Raw genomic sequence first — 21,065 nt, 5'->3', positions numbered from 1 at the left:
TTAAGAAGAAAGCCAGTCCTGATATCTATCAGAAATCACACTTTTCATAGCATCAAAATTCTCCCAGCTGTCTTTAACATGAAACATAGAATTCAGCCCATCAGAAAGTGTATGTTGATAATCAGCTAAATACTGACCGCCTCCATAGTATGTTCTGACAAACGGCTTTAAAGTTTCTCTGAAAAGAGAGTAGTCAATGATCCCGTCCAACGTTTCTGCCAAAATAATTGGAGAGATTTCATTGTTCATGAAGTGTATTATCTGAGCGCCGTATTCATCTTCATAGTCATCACTGTAGAAATCATTTTTGATTACCCAACCCATGAATACACCCATATGAAGATAAGCCTGATCTAACGCCACTTCATCAGGGAAACTTGAACCAAAATAATTCCTTACATTATCTACAATATTGCTATTCATTATCTACCTTTTTAGTAATTAAAGTTAGTTTCGCAGATTTAATATAAATATAAAAAGCAAAAATTACTTAACTTTTTAGATAAATTACGTGCAAAACGTAAACTAGATTTTAATTTCATTAAATTAGATTAATTTTTAGATGTACTTTATTTAAAGTATAGCAATTTTTTAATACCGTTTTTTGCAACTATGTTTAAAAAACTTAGTCTATCCTTCTGTTCACTATTATTCGTATTTTTTATAGGGATTCATCAAAATTCTACGGCTCAGACAGCTACTTTAAGAGGAGTCCTGATTGATTCAGTAGGAAACCCAATTCGATCAGCAATAGTTCAAGAAGGCAAAAACAAGCAGAACTTCTATTTGACCAACGAAAAAGGAGGTTACATACTTACATTACCGTCTGATTCAACCATCACGGTTTTCTTTTCACATCCCAACTTCTCTCCTAGAGCCTTCGAGATAAGATTGACTGAAAATGAGATAAAAACATTGGATGCAAGGTTATTCAAACAAATTTACCGTTTGAAGGAAGTTGAGATTTCTGGAAATAAAGAGCAAAAGGAACTAAGGGATAAGCCAAGTATCGTTTTTGTAAAGGGAGAAGATCTCAGGGAAATACCAGTCGGTTACGGAGAATTTACACAGCAATTAGTAGCTTCGGGTGCTTTGGGTATTGCCTCTAACAATGAGTTGTCCTCTGATTATTCAGTACGTGGTGGTAGTTTTGATGAGAACTTGGTGTATGTCAACAATATAGAAATTTACAGGCCATTTATAGCAAGAGCAGGACAGCAAGAAGGATTGAGCTTTGTCAATACCAATATGGTGGAAGATATTGAATTTTCTTCTGGTGGCTGGGAGGCAAAGTATGGTGATAAGCTTTCTTCTTCTTTGAATATAAGGTATAAAAAGCCTGTAGATTTTGGAGGTACGCTAGAAGCATCACTCCTTGGTGGCTCACTAACATTGGAAGGGGCATCAAAAAATAAAAAGCATTCAGCTATTATTGGAGCACGTTATAAATCGACTGAATACCTGTTAAGTACGTTGCAGACACAGGGAGAATATAAACCTAGGTTTGGTGATGTACAGTCTTATTTGAGTTTTGACATTTCAGGTAAAGAAAAATATGGCAAGACTTATATTGATGCAATTTTGTCTTATGGAGCCAACAGATATAGCGTTTTCCCTTCAACTAGGAGCACCAACTTCCAAACGGGTGAAGGAATTAATAATCTGACAATTGCGTTTCAAGGAAAAGAACAATTGGATTATGATACCTTCCAGGGTGGCTTAAAATTGATTCATCATTTCAATTCAAAACTGACAAGTAACCTTATTACTTCTGCTATGATCACTCAAGAACGTGAAAGAAGTAATTTGGAAAGTGGTTATAGAATCAGTGATTTGGAAGACTTAGGAGGTATCAATGGAAATGTAACAGAGAAAGGTTTGGGTGGAGAATTTCAATACTCAAGAAATACCCTAAAGGGAAACGTGTTTATTGTTGAAAACCGAAACGAATATGAACATAATCACTTCTGGAAATCTGAATTAGGGTTTCAAGTGAAGTTTGAAGATATTGAAGATAATCTGAACGAATATAAAGTAAAGGACTCTGCGGATTATGTAATAGCAGTCGAAGATCAATTAAAAGCAGTCAATGATATTTCATCTCAGCGTTATTCTGCTTATCTTCAAAGTACTTACCTCTCTCCTAATGATCTGCACAGAATAACTGTCGGTTTAAGGGGTACGTATTGGTCTATCAATCAAGAAGTGAATGTTAGCCCACGTTTACAATATGCTTTCAGACCAGAATGGGAAAATGATGTGATTTTCTCTTTTGCAACAGGTGTTTATTATCAGCCACCTTTTTACAGAGAAATGAGACGACCTGATGGCACTCTGAATCTGGATTTAAAAGCCCAAGGTTCCATGCACTTTATAGGTGGTGTTGACTACAATTTTGAACATTGGGGCCGACCATTTAAATTGATCTCAGAGGTCTATTATAAAAAGATGTGGAACGTTGTTCCTTATGATGTGGATAATATCCGAATCCGTTATTCCGGAGAAAATGAAGCGGAGGCTTTTGCTATGGGTATCGATACAAGATTGAGTGGCGAATTTATTCCAGGAACACAATCATGGGTAGGTTTGAGTGTGATGAGTACGAAGGAAAAAGTAGATGGAGATCCTCGAGGTTATATAAGAAGGCCTACTGATCAAAGAGTGACATTTACGATGTTCTTCCAGGATCACTTGCCAAATAACCCAACTATGAGAATGAATTTAAGGTTTATGTATGGGTCTGGCCTTCCTTTTGGCCCGCCAAATAATCCAGAATTGAGAAATTCATTTAGTGGCGGAAATGATTATATGCGATTGGATGTGGGTTTCCAAAAAATAATTGCATTGAATAAACAAGTAGAAAATCCAAGTGAAGAGTTTTTGAAAAACATTTCATTAGGAGTTGAAATATTAAATGTTCTGGGGAATAATAATGTTATATCACATACATGGGTTTCTACTTTTGATGGTACACAATATGCAGTACCGAATACATTATCGCAAAGATTTTTCAACGTGAAAATGATTTTGCACCTCTAATCAATGTTTGTAACTTTACATAGAATAAACCGAAGATCTTATGCAGGGAAATGATTTAGTACGTCCAAAAGTTGGAAGGTTTTGCAGAACTGAAGTTGCTTTTTTAGGTACTTCTTCTAGTAAAATAAAAGAGTTGATTTTTAGGCTGACAGAGAGTTTATCTAAAAATTGGAATATTGGTTACATCGATTGTGATCATCAATTCTCTGAACTTGAGAAAGAATTAGGTGTGGACTCCCAAACTTCCTTATCTCATAAATCAAGAGTTGAAATTATAGATAAAATTACGTTTTCAAGAGTTGATTATAAGAAAGCTTTAAGCGTAAATGACAGACATGTTGCTTTGAATGATGTGGACGTGGCATTCATTAATGGAAACCACTTTAAGGCTTCTAAGCAGATTCTTATTATTGATAAGGAAAATACATCAAAGCTCAGCCGAAAAATCAGCAGATTGAGCAATGTGCTTTGTATCATTTATGCAGATGGCACTACAGAAGATGATATTCCTGAAATCTTACATGAACGTATTCATAACATACTTCAGAAACCAGCATTCCCTATTGAAAAAATTCATCATATCTGCCAAGTAATTGAAGGCCGTATCAGAGCGGATGTTGGACAGATCAATGGATTGTTGCTAGCTGGCGGTAGAAGTAAAAGAATGGGCGGGAAAGATAAAGCAAAGATCAACTATCATGGTCGAGAGCAACGTTTTCATATGAAAGAAATATTGTCGAAGTATACAAACATTTCTTATATGTCTTGCCGACCTGATCAGGTAGATACTTTCTCAGATCAATTGAACTTACTTCCTGATACATTTATGAATTTAGGACCTTTTGGTGCCTTGCTTACCGCTTTCAGAAGCAATCCTAATGCGGCTTGGATTACGGTAGCTGTCGATCTGCCTTTTGTAGATGACAAAACAATTATGCATTTAATTGAGCAAAGAGATCCTACGAAGGTGGCTACTTTATATAAATCAACGAATACTGGAGACCCTCAACCTCTGCTTGGTATTTGGGAACCGAGAGCGTACCTCCTATTGCTTCAGTCTTTAGCATTTGGGAAAAATAGTTTAAGAGAGGTCATTGAAGATGCCAATATTAAATTGATTGCTCCGCTTTCTGAACAAACTTTAAGTGAAGTTGACACCATGGATGAGCTAGATATTGCGATAAAACAGCTAAGTCAGCAAAATTCAATTTAGATTTTTGCCAAGAATGTTTAGATTTGTGTAGAAATTAATAAAAAGCGTCTTGAATAAAGTAAGATTAGAAATATTAGGGCTATCAGCTAGCCATACTTCGCATGGTTCTTTTGCTCTAGTACTTGGAGAGAAACATGGAAATAGAAGACTGCCAATCATTATTGGTATGTTTGAAGCACAAGCTATTGCATTGGAAATTGAAAAGATTTCATCTAACAGACCAATGACTCATGACTTGTTTAAAAACTTCGCCTTGAAATTAGGAGCATCTATCAATCATATACAGATTTCTAATTTGAAAGAAGGTGTTTTTTATGCTGATATTCATATCATCACTGCTGATGGAGAGGAAATAGTATTAGATTCACGACCTTCAGATGCTGTGGCGATCGGAATCCGTTTTAATGCTCCTATTTATGCTTATGAAAACATAATGGGTGAAGCAGGTATACAAGTAGAAGAATTAGAGCAGGATGAAGTAGATCATATTGATGATGATTTAGAGGAAGAAGACGATCTTGAAATCGAAGATTTTGAAGGCGTTGAAGATGAAGAGGAAACTAGTGCTATCGCAGAGTCTGCTAGTGGTGATTTATCTGAAACTTCCTTAGAGCAATTGAATAAATTGCTTCAAAAAGCACTTGAAGAAGAGGACTACATGAAAGCAGCACAGCTGAGAGACGAAATTTCAAAGAGACAATAAGAGTCAATATAATATTGATTACATATAAAAAAGACAGTATCAGATTTATTCCGATACTGTCTTTTTATTTTTAATACATTTTTCTTTTTAAAAGACTCTTAGTCTAAAGGGTAAAAGAAATGCACCGAGAATAACTCAGTGCATTTGCTATTATATCCAATTCAATATTAAGTACTAAAACAGAAGTAAACTGACATTTAATCTTATCTTTTTAATCCTATTCTTCGTTAGATTTTTATAGCGTAACTATGGCTATGCTCTGCAAATCTGCCTCGAATAGTATTAAAAATAAAAACCTAAAATTGTCCCTTTTCTTCTGTCCTAGTACTTCAATTCAAAACAAAGTTATTTAATGAGAAGTTTATGCGATTTGACATATTGATTGTCAACACTAATTTTTAGAACGTAAACTCCTTGTGGCAATTTCTCAACTGGAAGAGACTCAGCGTAAATGCCCGTAGCTTGGTGTGAATATGATTTTTGATAAATGCTTTTACCATTAATATTCACAAGCTCAATTTGGATATTTGTTGTTTCTTCCACGATGTAAGCCAAGAATGCTTTACCATCAGTAACAGGGTTAGGGTAAACTGTAGATTGATCAAAAGATCCAAGATCTAAATGGATAGGCTGACCATTGGCATCTTTTGCATTCATCACTGCTGACGGGTCATCAATGACTTCCATATATACAAAGTGCCCTATAAAGCCATCTTCATAACCATCATGGGCAGCAAAAACTAATTGCCCTACTCCTTCTTTTAATGGAGTGATATGAATGAAAGATTGTCCTAACGCTAAATCAATCATATTCTCACTATCATTTCTAGCAAAGAACTGAAGTGCATCACCATCAGGATCTGTAAATAGATCATATGGATCGATTGTAATTGTTTGGATAGTGTCCGCTAGATTTACTCTGATGATTGCATACTCTTGGTTAAATACAGGTGGTCTATTTTTATGTTTTACTTGAATTAAAGTAGTATCTCTAGTCACATTGCCAAACTCATCTGTTACAGAAACTGGAAAGTGATAGACTCCTTCACTTTCGTAATCCGTGATGATTTTTAATGAAGCTGTATTTTTACCATCCTGTTGTAATTGATACACAATATTTTGAATGTCATTTGAATCAACTTCAATAGTCATCTCATCGCCTTCTGGATCTTCAAATAAATAGGTAAAAATATATTCTCCATCTTCTATTACACTTAAAGTATCTTGATAGTCATTTGGTCTGTGCTCAAAAGTTGGACGGCCATTAACATCTACCTTCATTTTAACCACATTCGTCTTATTATTGATATCATTTGATTTGACAATAATAGAAGCTACGTTGATTCCAGGTTTTGCCTCTGAAGCATTGATTGAAGCAGTTACTGAAGATTGCCCTCCTTCTGACAAGGTGCCTTCATTTTGATCAATAGTCAGCCAATTATTTTCAGCACTAGCTGTGAGCGGTCTGATTTTCCAAACAAACTTTTCATAATTATTAGCTTGCCACCAACGATATTTTCCATTCGTTTCTTCTCCACCAAAAACGCCACTGAAAGTATTATCGAGTAATGCTCTATCTTCTGAAGAGTTGAAGCCCATATACTTATTTGTAACTGGCAATCCTACTCCAATGTAGAAAACTTCACCTTCAGGGATATGGAAAGGTTTTTCCAATTCGAAATACATCCAATCTTCATCAATTTTCTCAACGATCTGGAATCGCTGATCTAATAATACTTGACCTTCTTGTGGCAGATCTCCACCTTGACTGATCATGATACGGACATACTCATTAATATTCTGAATGTAAGAATACACTTTCACATGTGTGATGTCAAAACCTCCTTCAGGAGCAACAAAACGGTTTCCAAAGGCCAACTTCGCTCCTACCACAAATGGTGTAAATACACCGTCAGCTTCTTCGCTCCAATCCAATGCCAATGAATCTACAGCTAATCCATTTGTCGTTTTAATTTCTCCAATTTCATCAATTACACCTGGAATTACTGTTGGATCAATTTCTGGTAAAACAGCTGGAGTGATAGTGTACTTTAATTTTGAAGTACCATTATTATCAATGTTAAAAGTATACGTGGTTGTATCAGTACCTCTTAAAGACAGTTCCTGATCCGTTGCATCCCAGTCAAAAACAGGAGAATCAACAAGTTTAGCTCTTACATTGGCACTTAATTCACCCGTTGTATTGATGAAGTTCACTTTACCATTGATATCCGTTTGTTCTGCAATTGGAAGTGATACTTCTACTGTTACGACCTCCCATGGTGCAATTTTAATTGGTGATAAAAGCACTCCAGAACTATTCATAATCATCTGATTTCCCTCTTCATCAAAAAAGTCTACTTGATCAAGGTCAGTGGTTGTAATCTTAGTCACCTCTAGATCATTATTACCACTGTTCATCAATTGAATTTTTCCAGCAATTCTTAAGTTCTCTTCAAAAACAATTTCATCAAAATCAATGTCATTCAACACTGATAATTCAGAAGTACCCGTTAGATTGACCTTAACAGGAACCTCAATTAATGGTTTGATTTCACTGTTAGTACGAACTCTTAAAGTATCCACATAAGATCCTGTGTAATTATACCTTGATGTATTGACAGAAATTTGAAATTCATCTTTTGCATTATTCTCTGCTTTATGATGTAAAGGTGGTACAATCGCTATAGAAGATCGATCTGTAAGGAAAGATTGATTGACAATCAGGATGTCTTCATCTTGTAAAGTATACTTTTCATCAGGGCTTTCTAAACCATATCTTAATAGACCTCCCCAAGTTTCTAGTTTTTTGTAGAGGAAATAAATGCGACCATCTTTTACGATCTCAAAACCGAAACTTAATATACCAGGACTAGACGTAGCATCTTTACCAATGATATTATTCCATTGAACAATAAGTCGATCATCTGTCATTTTGTAATACACACTATCAGTACCAGAATATTTCAAGTACGACCAGAATGGAGCAATAATTCCACTTACACCATCGTCTTTTGTGAAAGTTTGACTTAAGAAATCTTCTTCCATAGGAAGCACTGAGGCCATACCATGAATTGAAACCCAAATACTGTCATATTGCTCTCCGTAGAAAGGAAAATCAAATGGCAATGCTATGGCAAGAGGTTCGCCGTCTTTTAATGGAAGTACTTCCTCATTCTTGATATTCTCCCAACGGTAAAAATCATTCTCAGGGTTACTGGTATGCCATGTGTAACCATAATCATCTCTCATAAAACCGAAAGAAGTACTGTCAAATGTATCTTGGAAAGTATTGTTTTCTAAACCAGTAAATAAACCTTCTTGAATTACATACTCGAAGTCAACTCCCTTACTCTCGTTTTGGATGTACACATCATAATTCTTCACCTCACCAATTGTAGCATCCACAACTATTTCTGCAGGGAAGTTGTGAGTATAATCTGCATCATTAATCCCATTTCCTACAACAGAAGTTTGAGTAATTGTTCCGTCACTGAAGATGATGTTTAACTTCCCTTCTTCTTGTACATTAGAATTAGGTGTGTAGATGATTGGAAGAGGGAAATTTGATTGTCCTTTGATTTCTGTATTCAATAATGCTTCATCAAAAGAGAATAAATTATTGGTTGATGAAATAGATGAAATAGTTACAGGTGCTGAACCAGTATTTTCTATGGTAATAAATTCTGTTCCAGATAAACCAATTTTCACTTCTTCAAAAATCAATGAGTCTGACGCTTGCATATCCGGTGCTCCCAAGACATTTACTTCAAAAGGTACATGTGTCGAGCCTTCAATAGTATTTGATTTTACAACGATAGAATTACTATAAGTCCCATTGATCTGTTTATTAAACTCAGGATCTAATGTCACTTTTAAATCTACGCTTCTCCCCGGTGCAATAATACCTTTTGACGGTGTGACATCATATACCATATTGATATCATTGTTAGGCTCAAAAGCTACTGTAGTACCATTTTTCAATGGCTCGTCATCGAAGTCTTTATACATCAAAGTATCAGTAACTAAAAATCCTAACGTATACACTTGATACCTCGTCTCAGGATCTATTTGCTCAACATTGACATAGTTGTATTCAATTAAACCATTTCTATGGAATACTACTTGGTATTCTAAGTCTGTATTACTGATATTGAATTTTGAATCAGCATAAATAACATGATTCGTCTTCATTGAAACTACAAATTTATCACCATAAGCATGGTATTTCATTTCTACTGCTCGTTGAAATCCTTCTTCAAATTTTAAAGGAAAAATAGCCATGTAGTTGTAGAAAAAGAATCTTGCATTGTAAGTTAAATCAAACTTCTTAAGTTGCTCATTGAAAAATGGAAAGCCCATTCCGAAATCATAAGATTCAAAATTCACTTCAGTATCAATGGCCTTACCTATTTGATTGATTTCGTCCCATAATTGTCCATCAAATGGACTCGTTTTAATAGAATATTCTAATGGCTGTGGTAGAACTCCACCTTTCAATGCCAATTGACTATACGGAGTTAAATCATATTCTAAGTCAGCTTGCGAACCTGTGTTTTCTAATGTTAGCGTGATTTCTTTTGTCTCACCATAATTGATATTAAATGCATTTGCTTCTAATACTGCATTAATACTTGGTGCAACAATACTTGAAATTGTTAGAGGAATATTGACTTGGCTCTCATCAGATTTTAAAATCAAATCTTTTCTATGAATACCATCACTATCTGTAGAAAGGCTAAAAGTAAATGCTTGGGCTGATTTAGCTTCAACAACTATTGAATCTTCAAGAGAAATACTTTGCCCGTCAATTTCATAACCCCTTATCACAAAATCACCAAAACCGTTATTCTCTAAGATAATCTCATGTTCCTTTTCAATAGAAGTGAAACATTCCAAATCATATTGTTTTGCAAGATCAATTTTAGGTTCATGACCAGAAACATCAACTTTTACTTCAATATTAACAATTGGCTTGTGAATGTCATTGGTAAGAATACCTAATGAAGCAAGGTGTTCTCCATTGGGTAAAGATTGAGCATCTACGGTTGCGTTTACTGAAGCAGTTTTACCGGATTCTATTTTTCCTGACTTTGGATCAATAAATACAAATGAACCATTATCTCCTGTACTTAATACTCTTAATAAAGGAATAGTACTCCTCACTGTCAGACTTACAGCCGATACATATGTCCTGCCATTATCCCTTGAAACTAAGAAATTATCTATTTCTGATGGAATAAAACCATATTGTAACAACATTGGGCGCTCAATTTCTTTAGGGAAATGAATTACAGTCCAGAACGTTTCGTTTTCACCAAAAAATTGAGGCTCATACAATGGCATTCTGTAATACTTCATCACATTAGCTGTATCAGGATAATACTCCTGTGTATACACCAATTCAGATTCCATAAAGTTTCTATACCCTCCTTTTCGTACTTCAATGAAGAACGGTTTATCACTGACCGTGGGCAACATACCTAATTCAATGTGTGTTAAATTGAATTCATAATCATATGGAAGGTGGAATCTTGTAGCGTAGATTAATCCGGCATTGGGGTTACCTGAACCTACAATTAAGCTTGGGCCATCATACAGTTCATAAGAAATACCTGATACAAACTCAGTTACATCATTTTTCCAATGCTCATTAGAGTGTAATACTCCTTCTTCCACTTCACTCACTTGAGCAGACGTTGCAAATTCAACAGACTGTTCTATTGTATTTAAAGACACTTCATTGTTGTAGTTCAAAGGCATGCTTAAAACTTTACTGACTTCAGTCTGAGCTACTGATGCGCTTTGAGACTCAATGCCATATTCTTCATGATAATTGTTCTCATTTGTAACCAATGCTGACCAATAAACAGTACCATCACCAATATTTGAAAATTCTAAAGGAGCAGTGGCTGTTGTCTGCTTTTTCACATCAATACTCACATATATTTCATCTGTAGATGACATAAAATGAGGTTCGTCTACAGTCGTAACTTTTAGAATATTTGATGCTTCTGATAAGTTTGCGAATTGATCGGCAGATTTCACTGCAAACCAATAATCTGATTTTTTGAATAATTGATTGAAACGTATTCTAACCGTATCTCCTTCCGCAAGGAAATTTTCAATGCCAAAAATCAATTGCTCATTGAAGTTTTCTTTTGTGATTTCTGAAGTAGAAACAGCTAGGTAAAAAATACCTGGACCTTGGCTGTCTTCATCTTCTGGCACTGTCCATTCTAACGTCACTTCATTATGAAGAATTTCAGAAGCTCTTAAGTCATCAATAGCATTCGGTGGAATTCGATTATCATCTGCTAAAGCGTTTTTAGCATTCAATACCCCTCTACCAAATTTGTTGTCGTGATTACTAAAATTGAAGGGTTCTGCTGAATTGAGTAGAATCCTCTTCAAATCATCAGCAGTAAAATCCTCTCCTCCAAATTTTGAAATAATCAATGCAGCAACACCACTCACGTGAGGACATGCCATTGAAGTACCATCCATATAACCATAGTTGTTATTGATCAGTGTACTCAAAATTCCGCCCTCTTGATCAAAGTTACGCTGATCACCACCTGGAGCCGCAATATCTACCCAATTACCATGCGTTGTATAATAAGTCGGCAAACCAGATGGACCTAATGCCGCCACTGCAATTACCTCATCAAATGCACCAGGGTATTTATCTTGCTCAAGTCCTGTATTTCCTGCAGCGAAAAGGACAACACCACCTTTCATAGGGCTTCCTTCATATTGTCCTGCTTCAGCGATAAAATAACGGATTGCCTCTAACACTTCCGGCTCATAATAATTTGGACTGTTGTATCCCCAAGAGTTTTGAGAAATCACAGCTCCATTATCTGCACCATAAACAATAGCCTCGGCGAAGTTAGCTCCATCACTTTCACGGTAATCAAATACTTGACAGGACATGATCCTAACACCATTGCCAGAACCATCACCGCCAGCTACACCAGAAACACCAATCCCATTATTATTGACTGCACCAACCGTACCTGCAACGTGTGTACCGTGATCACCAGGCGTAATCGGTCCAGGCACGATAAAGTTGTAACCATAGATATCATCAATATAGCCATTGCCATCACTGTCTTCACCTGGTGTGCCGTTCAATTCCGCTTCATTTACCCACATATTAGCACTGAGGTCTTCATGATACGGATCCACACCTTGATCTACCACAGCAACGATAATATCAGAATTTCCTGATTGAATTTCCCATCCTTCTTTCAGATTAATATCAGTATGGAACTCTCCGCCAATCTCTCTATGATTTATGTAGTGCCATTGGTCTTTCAATAATGGGTCATCAAATTTAAACTCTTCCTCCTCTGAATCATTCTTCGCTTGAAAAGCATCTTGCTTAAAAACTACAGGTTTGGTTTCGCTATTAATATTGATTTTTGAATAGACTGGCTTTACAATATCCACTTCCGCTAACCCTCTGTAGTTTTCTACCATTTCATAAGGGTCAACCAGTGTATCAAAATCTATTTCATACCACAGGTGCAAACCATATTCTCTATGTTTTGCTTCATGTTTCATTGAAAAAGGAAATACTCTTTTGATAGAATAAATACCTGATTGCTGATTGACATCATCTACATGAGCAATTCCTACTCTGCCGTTAGACGGAGATAATCTCATATTAGAAGCCCCGTCAACCGCATCTTTTGTAAACTTTACTCTAATCTTACCGCTAACAATATCTTCACCCTGAGGCAAAGATTGTTGCCCATAAGCATTGAACAAAAAGCCAATACTTAAGAACATTAGTATTAATAATTTCTTCATTTTCTTAATTCTAGCCTTTATTGTTTTTCACGTACGTAACGAACTGTCATGCCATTGAAATAGGTGTTCATTACTGCGAAGCCTACATTTGGAATAGAAGTATTCATTAAAAAAACATATCCCATACCAGTGCTTGGATTGATATCAGAAGTCATAATTAATGTTTCCTTTTCCTGACTTTTAAAAATATGTCTGAACGCAGGATCAGATGGATCGCTGAATGACAGATAACCAGGGTAATTAATCTCTAAACCTGATTCACCTCCTACTTTTAATGCTTCTTTGGCATATAATTCACCTCCATAAAGACGAATGATATCATCTAATTCAATTGAAGTGGGTAATCTCCAGCCTTCAGGAGGTCTGTTCATGGCAGCATCGATATAATAAAGGCGACCATAACGTTTTCTTTCCTCCTCATCATCTAATGCGTGACCGTCTTCAATCAAAGCTCTATAACCATAACCGTAATACCATGATTGAGCGCCAGGTTCTTGTGCATAGTTATAATTGTCAGCCATCCATTCTAGCCCATTAATTTCTACAAAGCGGTATTTTTGATTGTCTCTTTCATCAACCCAAATACCCCATTTGCCTCTAAATCTTAATTTCACAGTATCAGAAGAAACGGTATTGCCGAGCTGAACATTCCACGCTAATTCATATTCAGTATCTGGATCACCTCTAAAGAGCGAATGAGGAAGTTTATTATGGAAAATTTCACCATTACTGTCGTTTAATAAAGTCCAGTTTCCATCAGCGCCAGCAGGAAGAAAGCCTTGCAAAGTGTAATACTTTTTTTCCTCACTATTTAAGTCTGTGATAATATCCAACTGATCTTCGCCTGCATAGGCTTGAAGTTCATCTGTGACAAAATCTAATTCTTCAGAGACAATTTTGTTACCGAAAGTCAAAGTCCATTGTACTTTGTAGTCACTGTTTTTTAAACCTACAAAAGTTGCTGTACTATCATTTATCATTTCGATAACTCCTCCTTCACCTTCTAAAATCGACCAACTACCAGCAGCACCATATTTTGGTGCTGTTGCAGTTAAGTATGTCGATATATTATGAAAAAGTGTATCCTGAGGAATGTTTGTATGGATTGTAGGTTTAAGCTCTTTGTAAGAAACAGTAATCAAATCCGTTTTGTATTGCTCACCGTCTGTTACTTCCCAAATCAATTGATAGGTAACACCTGGCTCTCCATAAAATTTTGATGTTGGATTATGTATATCTTCAAAGCTTCCATTATCACCAATATATACTTTCCATGTGCCTAATTGCCCATTATCAACAGGTCTTGCCGAAAGTTCAACCATATATCCATCGCTTTCAATATCAATAAAGCTAGGGCCAGCATCAGGGGTGATTTTTATAATTTCAGTATCGTTTTTACAACCAAATCCGAAGACCAGCAGTAAAAGCAAACTGATACTTTTTTGAATGAGTTTATTATTCATTACGAATTTCTATTTAAGCTATTGTGATGATTTTGTAGATCATCAATTGGTTTAGTTTTTAATACCCAACATTTTGGTCTGCTTCAGAAATATTCTGATTAGCATCGATTTCTGATTGAGGAATTGGGAAAGTTAGACGGTAATAATCGTTGTCGTTTGCTGTGAAATTAAACTTCACCCAGTGATCACCTTCACGTACAAATGGTAATTGTCTCCTCTTAATGTCATTCCATCTAAATCCTTCGCCGAATAATTCTTTTCTTCTTTCTAATAGAATTTCATCAATCAATTCCTGTCCAGTATTCTTACTTTTTGGTACACCTGGGTATGCTCTCGCCTGAATTAAATGTAATGCATCTTGAGCTTTTGAGTAATTACCTAATTCTGCTTCACATTCCGCTTCAATTAAGTGCATTTCAGATGCTCTAATGACAATTCTTTCGGCATTTCCAACTGTACCATTATGACCAAACTTTAGAATTAAATTCCTCTCAGCATCGATCTCTTCTTCCTTTAAGAAAAAGTAGATTCTAAGGTCTTCAGTAGAGAATTTTTCAACAAATTTATCGTTGGCTCTCATTGAACTATAACCAGCAACAGGCCAATAAAAAGAAGGTAAACTCAAATAGATATTGTTGTCTTCTTGTGTAAAAGCAATGGAGAAAATGGTTTCTTGATTTCTGTATAGGAAACCTTGAAGCATTTCATTTGCTGTCATCAATGGCACATCTTGGTGGGCTTTTAGTGCATTATCCCTAGCTTCTTCCCATCTTTCTTGATCCAAATAAGTTCTCGCAAGCAAAGCATAAACACCTTTTTTAGAAAAGAATCCTCTGTCGATTTCATCTACTTCTAGATCAGATAATAATTCAATGGCTTGAAGAAGATCTGTTTCAATGAAATCATAAGCATCTTGTAATGTGGCTCTACCTGGGTCTTCTGCATTTACATCCAAAATACGATCTACAATCATAATGGATTGAGCCATATTATCTCGCTTGTGAGCAGGAGCATACATTTGAACCAGTTTTAAATTGACATATGCCCTTAATGCTTTGGCTTGTCCTTCTAGTTCATCTTTCTCTTCTTGAGTAGCTTCAGGAATAAATTGAACATTTTCTATAATTTTATTACAATCGAAAATCAATTTATAACCTGACCACCATGGGGAATTTACATAAGAATAAGTAGGTAACAGATTCATTTGGTATACTTCAGTAAACCAATTCCAGTTATCTACTGAATTGATCATTACATCCTCTCCCATAATATCTGCCATAATAGGATTGTAAAGACCATCGAAATTATTAGAACTTAGTTGATCATAAGCACCAATTAGCGCTGCTCGTGCATTATTATAATTTTTGAAAACATCTTCGTCTTGAATTGCATCTGTTGGCTCAAGTTCTAAAAAGTCACTTTTACATGAGAATAAAAGACTTATCGAGAATAATGTGATGATGCTTTTCTTAATAATATTATTCATTTTCTTTCTCATTAAAAATCTAAATTGAAACCAGTTGACACCACTTTTACACCTGGTATATTACTACCTGTAACTCCATTGATACTCATTTCAGGGTCAAAACCATTGTAGTTAGATAAGGTCCATAAGTTTTCACCTGAGACAAATGCTCTTAATCCACTTACACCTACTTTATCACAGATTCTTCTTGGCAATCTGTAAGCTAAAGTCACATTTTTCAATCTTACATAAGATCCATCTTCTAAATATCTTGAAGACATCTCATTACCTCTGTCAGTATTGTTGGTAATATATCTTGGAACATCTGTATAAATATTATCTGGAGTCCAAGCATTTAAAGCATCTACTGCCAAATTGCCACCAGGGTTTACACCATCATGCATATTCGTTGCGTAATCGTGATTATAGACTTTGTTTCCATAGTTGAAGGAGAATAACATACTCAACTCTAAGTTTTTATAACCTACCATATAGTTAAGTCCGCCAAAAATTGATGGTAATGCAGTACCTAATCGAACTCTTTCTGCATCATTGTATTCACTTGTAACCATTTTTCCAGAACCATTTGGATCTTCAATTGCTGAAGAAGGCATAGTTTCACCATTTTCTCCAGTATGGTTTACATACCACATTGGACGTCCATTTTGAGGGTTAACTCCAGCCCATTCTCTTAAATAAAACTGATAAAGACTTGCTCCTTCTTCAATCAATTTTGTTCCACTAATCATTTCATCAGTGGTTAACTTTAAAATGGTATTTTTATTCGTCGAAATATTAAAGCCAATAGTACTGCGGAAGTTTGGACCTGTTTTAATATCATAAGACATGGCCACTTCAACACCCTTATTATCCATTGCTCCTAGGTTGGTTAAAATTGATCCAAAACCTTTTGAAGCAGAAAGAGGCTGAGAGAATAATAACCCATCAGAATGTCTGATATAATATTCAGCTGACAATGTTAGTTTACTCATTAACCTAGATTCAAATCCAACATTGAAACTTGTGATTTTTTCCCAACTTAAATCTTGGTTTTCTAATTGAACAGGACTTAAACCTGCATATCCGCCGTAATTAGCTCCACTGCCATACAAACCAAGAGAGGCATAATTACCAATATTATTGTTTCCAGAAGTTCCATAAGAAGATCTTAGTTTTAGATGATTTATCCATGTGATGTCATTCAGAAAGCTCTCATTACTGATAATCCATCCACCACCTACAGAATAAAATAATCCGTATTTGTTGTTCTTGCCAAAACGCGAACTTCCATCTGTACGAATACTTCCACTAAAATAATAACGGTTTTTGATGTCAATTTTTGCTTGTCCCAAGTAAGATACTAAGCTCCATTCTGATGTAAAACTGCCTGGCTGTGATGGTTTAGAACCCCAAACCAAATCATAATAACCGTCTACTGAAAAATCAGTCACACCACTGTTTACCGTAGAAATACTTTGTCCTGCTGCTTCTTGACCGGCTAAAACTTCAACTGAGAATCCATCTCTGTATAGGTTATAGTTGAATAAGTTTGAAATGTTCCAAGCAAAATTATCTGATTGAGACATGTTGCTTCTACCATTCACTCCTGCACCGTTACCATGTTCTGGGTTATAATAATTTACACCTTTATTGATAGAGTTGTCTACACCTAAAGTTGTTTTGAAAGAGAAGTTCTTCACAAAATCAACTTTCAAATAAGAGTTTAAAACCCCTCTTTTTGTCTCATATAAATATTTATCTTTTTCAGCTAAACCAATTGGGTTAAAATCAAATACCGCTTTATTGTCCCAATTGTATGTACCATCTGCATTACGTACAGGTGAAGCTGCATTGATAATTTCTACAGATCGCACAGGGTTTGCTCCTTCACTGCCACTTGGTGGTGCATTTGTTTTTGAGTAAGATAACATTGAATTAACTCCAGCAGTAAGGAAGTCATTAATTTTGTGTGATACATTGATCTTACTTGTATACCTAGTGAAATTAGAACTCAAAATTGTTCCCGTGTCATCGTAATAACCTAATGAGAAAAAGACTTTCGTTAGATCATTTCCTCCACTGATGTTTAAATTGTGATTATTTACAAAACCATCTTTATATAACTCATCTCTCCAATTTGTATTGGTATGAACATGTGTTCCAGGTATTACTTTTCCATTTTGATCTAACGGGCTTTCTGTACTAAAAGGATTGAAACCTACAATACTCTCAACATTGTCATTGGCAAACTGACGAGCATCATCTGATGAAAGATTATCCACTAATCCTCTATTGTATAAACCTTGCCATGAATGTTCATAAATTTGAGTTGAATTCATTAACTGGTATCCATCAGAAATTCTACTTGAAACACCAAACTGAGAGTTTAAAGAGATTTTTGTTTCTCCTGATTTTCCCTGATTTGTAGTAATTAATATTACACCATTCGCCGCACGGGAACCATACAATGAAGCAGCTGCAGCATCTTTCAATACTGTTACACTAGCAATATCATTAGGATTAATATCAGTGATAGAACCTGTCATTGGCACTCCATCTAAAACATATAATGGAGAACTGCTTGCACTTAGGGAGCCAATACCTCTAATTCTAACAGTTGATGCAGCTCCCGGTTGCCCTGAACTGCTTGACACCATCAGGCCGGGCGTAGTACCCTGTAATGCTTTATCAAATGAAGTAACAGCTCTGTCTTTAATAACTTCATCTTCAATAGTTTCTGCTGAACCCGTGAAAGCTTCTTTTGTAGTTGTACCATAAGCAACGACCATCACTTCTTCCAAGTGTTGGAGGTCTTGCTCCATAGTTACATCGATCACAGATCTTCCATTTACTCTTTCATATTGCTTGGACATGCCAATGAAAGTATAAATTAATGTCGATGAATCAGAAGGGACAGTTATCTGATATTTACCAGACATATCTGTAACGGTAATAATATTAGTGCCTAACACTTGAATATTTACGACAGGAAGTTCTACTCCCTCTTCGTCTACAACTTTACCTTTTACAATTTTTTCTTGCGCACACAAAGAAGTCATTGCAAATAATTGTAGAAGAAAAAATAATAATAAATTCTTCATTAAATAAGATTTGAATTGGTCAAGAAAACTGAGTTGGTTAACTCATTTCTCATTAAAAATTGATGGAACTAAAAAAGCTGGATTTATAAAAAATTGGATTTCGGGCATCACGTTAATTGTAATGTGATGCCCTTTTAATAATGGTAAAATTACCTTTTGGGTAAAAAACTATAATTATTCACAAGATGATAAAAGTTGATCAAGAGCAGCGTCTTGGTCTTCTACATTTTGATACCACCCCCATTCATTGATTTCTTGTATATTAACAATGTAATTCGAATTACCTAATTCATTATTCTTGATTTTAGAAAGAATAGTTGAAATAGAACAAAGTGAAACGTCAGTGCTTTTCGGCATTGCCAATGTAAGGTAAGATAAGTCATCCCATGTTGGAGAAAGGGTTTCTAATGCATTAAATGCACTGAACTCCGTAACATCACCTACTGTCAAACGAAGACGTGTTGCTCTTGTCATTGCAGAGAAACCTTCGAACTTAATGACAGAAGTAGAGAAAAGGCCAAAACCACCGTCATCAGCAGCCGGATCTTTAATTTCAATTGTGATGTCTCCACCTTCAGCAAGGTTTGTGAAAGCATTGAACCAGTTTGTTTTTTCAACGATATAAAGCTTAGTATTAGTTCTCGTAAATTGAGTAACCTGTACACCCGCTTCAGTGACATTATTGAAAATATCTAAAACAGATAATGAACCATTGTTATTGAATAAAATTTCGTCTGCTTCGATTGAAGTAACCGCATTAAATGCTTCGATTGATGTTAATGAAGAGTTACCTTCTACGTTGATATTGCCTTTGATCTCAGTTAATGCACTGAAGCTAGGGAAAGAGACAAAACCTTCCGTATTAGAAACAGTGAAGTTACCTACACCAGAACTTTTTACATTATTCGAGATTTTAATGTTACCATTCACTGCTTTTAAGTTATCCACCATAAGGTTAGACAACTCGCCGTTATTGATTACTTCTAAACCACCTAAAGAAGTCGCAGAGATATTAATATCAGTAAATTTTGTTTTCTCTAATTTCAGGTGACCTCCCACGTTTCCAATGTTTACAGTGCCTGTACCACCGTAAGCGATTGTAAGGTCATTTTCAACGTCTACATCTGAAAGAACTACAGAAGATAATGCCCCATAGTTATTGTACTCAGGATCTTCAGCCCAGAAACTATTTAAGATTAATGATCTAACAAAAGCCAAAGACTCAAAAGATACTGTCTCTAATAGAATGTTGGTTTGGATTTCTACATTACCAGAAACGAAAGCTAATTTATTAGCAACTAATGAAGTTTGCTCTGCATTATTATTGTCAAAGAAACTGCCCGCTACAGTAAATAAATTATCAAATGCTACTGAGCCTTTTACAGATGATAATACCAAGTCACCTCCTACAGTTTCTAAAGCCGGAAGCGTGACATCCATTAATTCAGATAAATGAAGGTTTCCACCTGCCACTCTTAAATTGGATAATTGTTTTAATTGATCTTCTGTAGTAACTAAGATATTACCTGTAACAATTGAAGCACCTTGTGTAGTGTATTTAGAAAAATTGTCAGCAGTTAATAAGTCACCATAATAAACCGAGTTGTCACTCTCAGCTACTTCTTCTTTGATTGAGTTTAAACTATCTGAAATAGCTGTATATTGATCTGAAAGTTTTGTGTTTTCGGCAATAATTCCTGCCATAGTCTCATCCATTTCTTGAAGTTTCTCAAGTAATGCATTTTGATGAGATTCTTTAAGTGCAGCTAATTCTTGATCTAAACTGTCTAAGTTAGAATTCAGATCATCGACTTTTCCACTAAGGTTGTCAATTTGATTTTGAATGTCGAGGTTGTCTTCTTGACAACTTACCATACAACACGAAAGTGCTACTAATGAAAGTGCAAGTTTGTTACGAAGCATAATTTAAAGTTTAAATAAATAGAAAGGAGTTGTAATACTCTTTGGAAATTTTATGTAAATTTTCGTTAAATATGCATCGTAAACTAATTTGCATTATGATAAGTTGTACCATAGTAACTAATGGTACAACATCCACGAGTGGTACACTGTATTTTCCACGAGTGGTACACCTTAAACAACTAATATATTGCTACTTACTCTTTTTATGGTTTATATAGACAAAAAGCATATCAGCTGTCATTAAATTGTATTTAGTGGGGGTTGAACAGTGTAAATTAGGTTATTCTAACATTCTTAATTATGATTTTTAGTTACATGAGCTCTAAATTTGTGTTTAGGG

The 21,065-nt window shown here is 35.4% G+C and carries 9 protein-coding genes; 3 read left to right on the top strand and 6 right to left on the bottom strand.

Going from position 1 to position 21,065, the window contains the following annotated elements; genetic code table 11:
- Complete coding sequence (locus HHU12_RS03760) at positions 1-423, bottom strand: DUF7832 domain-containing protein (RefSeq protein ID WP_169655146.1); 423 nt, start codon at positions 421-423, stop codon at positions 1-3.
- A 189-nt stretch (positions 424-612) separates the two neighbouring features.
- Here HHU12_RS03760 and HHU12_RS03755 point away from each other — a divergent pair, with 189 nt between their 5' ends.
- From HHU12_RS03755 to HHU12_RS03745, 3 genes are read left to right on the top strand one after another with little or no spacing between them, the layout of a single operon-like run.
- Positions 613-3,039 carry a TonB-dependent receptor gene (locus HHU12_RS03755; protein WP_169655144.1) on the top strand — a complete coding sequence of 809 codons (2,427 nt, stop codon included), beginning with the start codon at positions 613-615 and terminating at the stop codon, positions 3,037-3,039.
- Positions 3,040-3,079: 40 nt separating this feature from the next.
- Positions 3,080-4,252 carry an NTP transferase domain-containing protein gene (locus HHU12_RS03750; protein ID WP_169655142.1) on the top strand — a complete coding sequence of 391 codons (1,173 nt, stop codon included), beginning with the start codon at positions 3,080-3,082 and terminating at the stop codon, positions 4,250-4,252.
- Positions 4,253-4,301: 49 nt separating this feature from the next.
- A complete protein-coding gene (locus tag HHU12_RS03745; protein WP_169655140.1) occupies positions 4,302-4,955 on the top strand; it encodes a bifunctional nuclease family protein in 654 nt (217 codons plus the stop codon).
- A 345-nt stretch (positions 4,956-5,300) separates the two neighbouring features.
- Here HHU12_RS03745 and HHU12_RS03740 read toward each other — a convergent pair whose 3' ends face one another.
- The 5 genes from HHU12_RS03740 to HHU12_RS03720 form a co-directional block, all read right to left on the bottom strand.
- Positions 5,301-12,773 carry a S8 family serine peptidase gene (locus HHU12_RS03740; RefSeq protein ID WP_169655138.1) on the bottom strand — a complete coding sequence of 2,491 codons (7,473 nt, stop codon included), beginning with the start codon at positions 12,771-12,773 and terminating at the stop codon, positions 5,301-5,303.
- Positions 12,774-12,790: 17 nt separating this feature from the next.
- Positions 12,791-14,236 carry an FISUMP domain-containing protein gene (locus HHU12_RS03735; RefSeq protein ID WP_169655136.1) on the bottom strand — a complete coding sequence of 482 codons (1,446 nt, stop codon included), beginning with the start codon at positions 14,234-14,236 and terminating at the stop codon, positions 12,791-12,793.
- Between the two features lie 58 nt (positions 14,237-14,294).
- On the bottom strand, positions 14,295-15,722 hold the full coding sequence (locus HHU12_RS03730; protein ID WP_169655134.1) for a RagB/SusD family nutrient uptake outer membrane protein: 1,428 nt from the start codon (positions 15,720-15,722) through the stop codon (positions 14,295-14,297).
- A gap of 11 nt (positions 15,723-15,733) precedes the next feature.
- Entirely contained in the window at positions 15,734-18,802 is a 3,069-nt protein-coding gene (locus tag HHU12_RS03725) for a SusC/RagA family TonB-linked outer membrane protein (RefSeq protein ID WP_169655132.1), read from the bottom strand.
- Positions 18,803-18,976: 174 nt separating this feature from the next.
- Positions 18,977-20,725, bottom strand: a complete 1,749-nt coding sequence (locus HHU12_RS03720) for a coiled-coil domain-containing protein (protein ID WP_169655130.1) — start codon at positions 20,723-20,725, stop codon at positions 18,977-18,979.
- Positions 20,726-21,065 lie beyond the last annotated feature (340 nt).

The sequence above is a fragment of the Flammeovirga aprica JL-4 genome (assembly GCF_012844305.1).
GTDB classification, from domain to species: domain Bacteria; phylum Bacteroidota; class Bacteroidia; order Cytophagales; family Flammeovirgaceae; genus Flammeovirga; species Flammeovirga aprica.
This window is presented reverse-complemented; position numbering and strand designations above follow the sequence as displayed.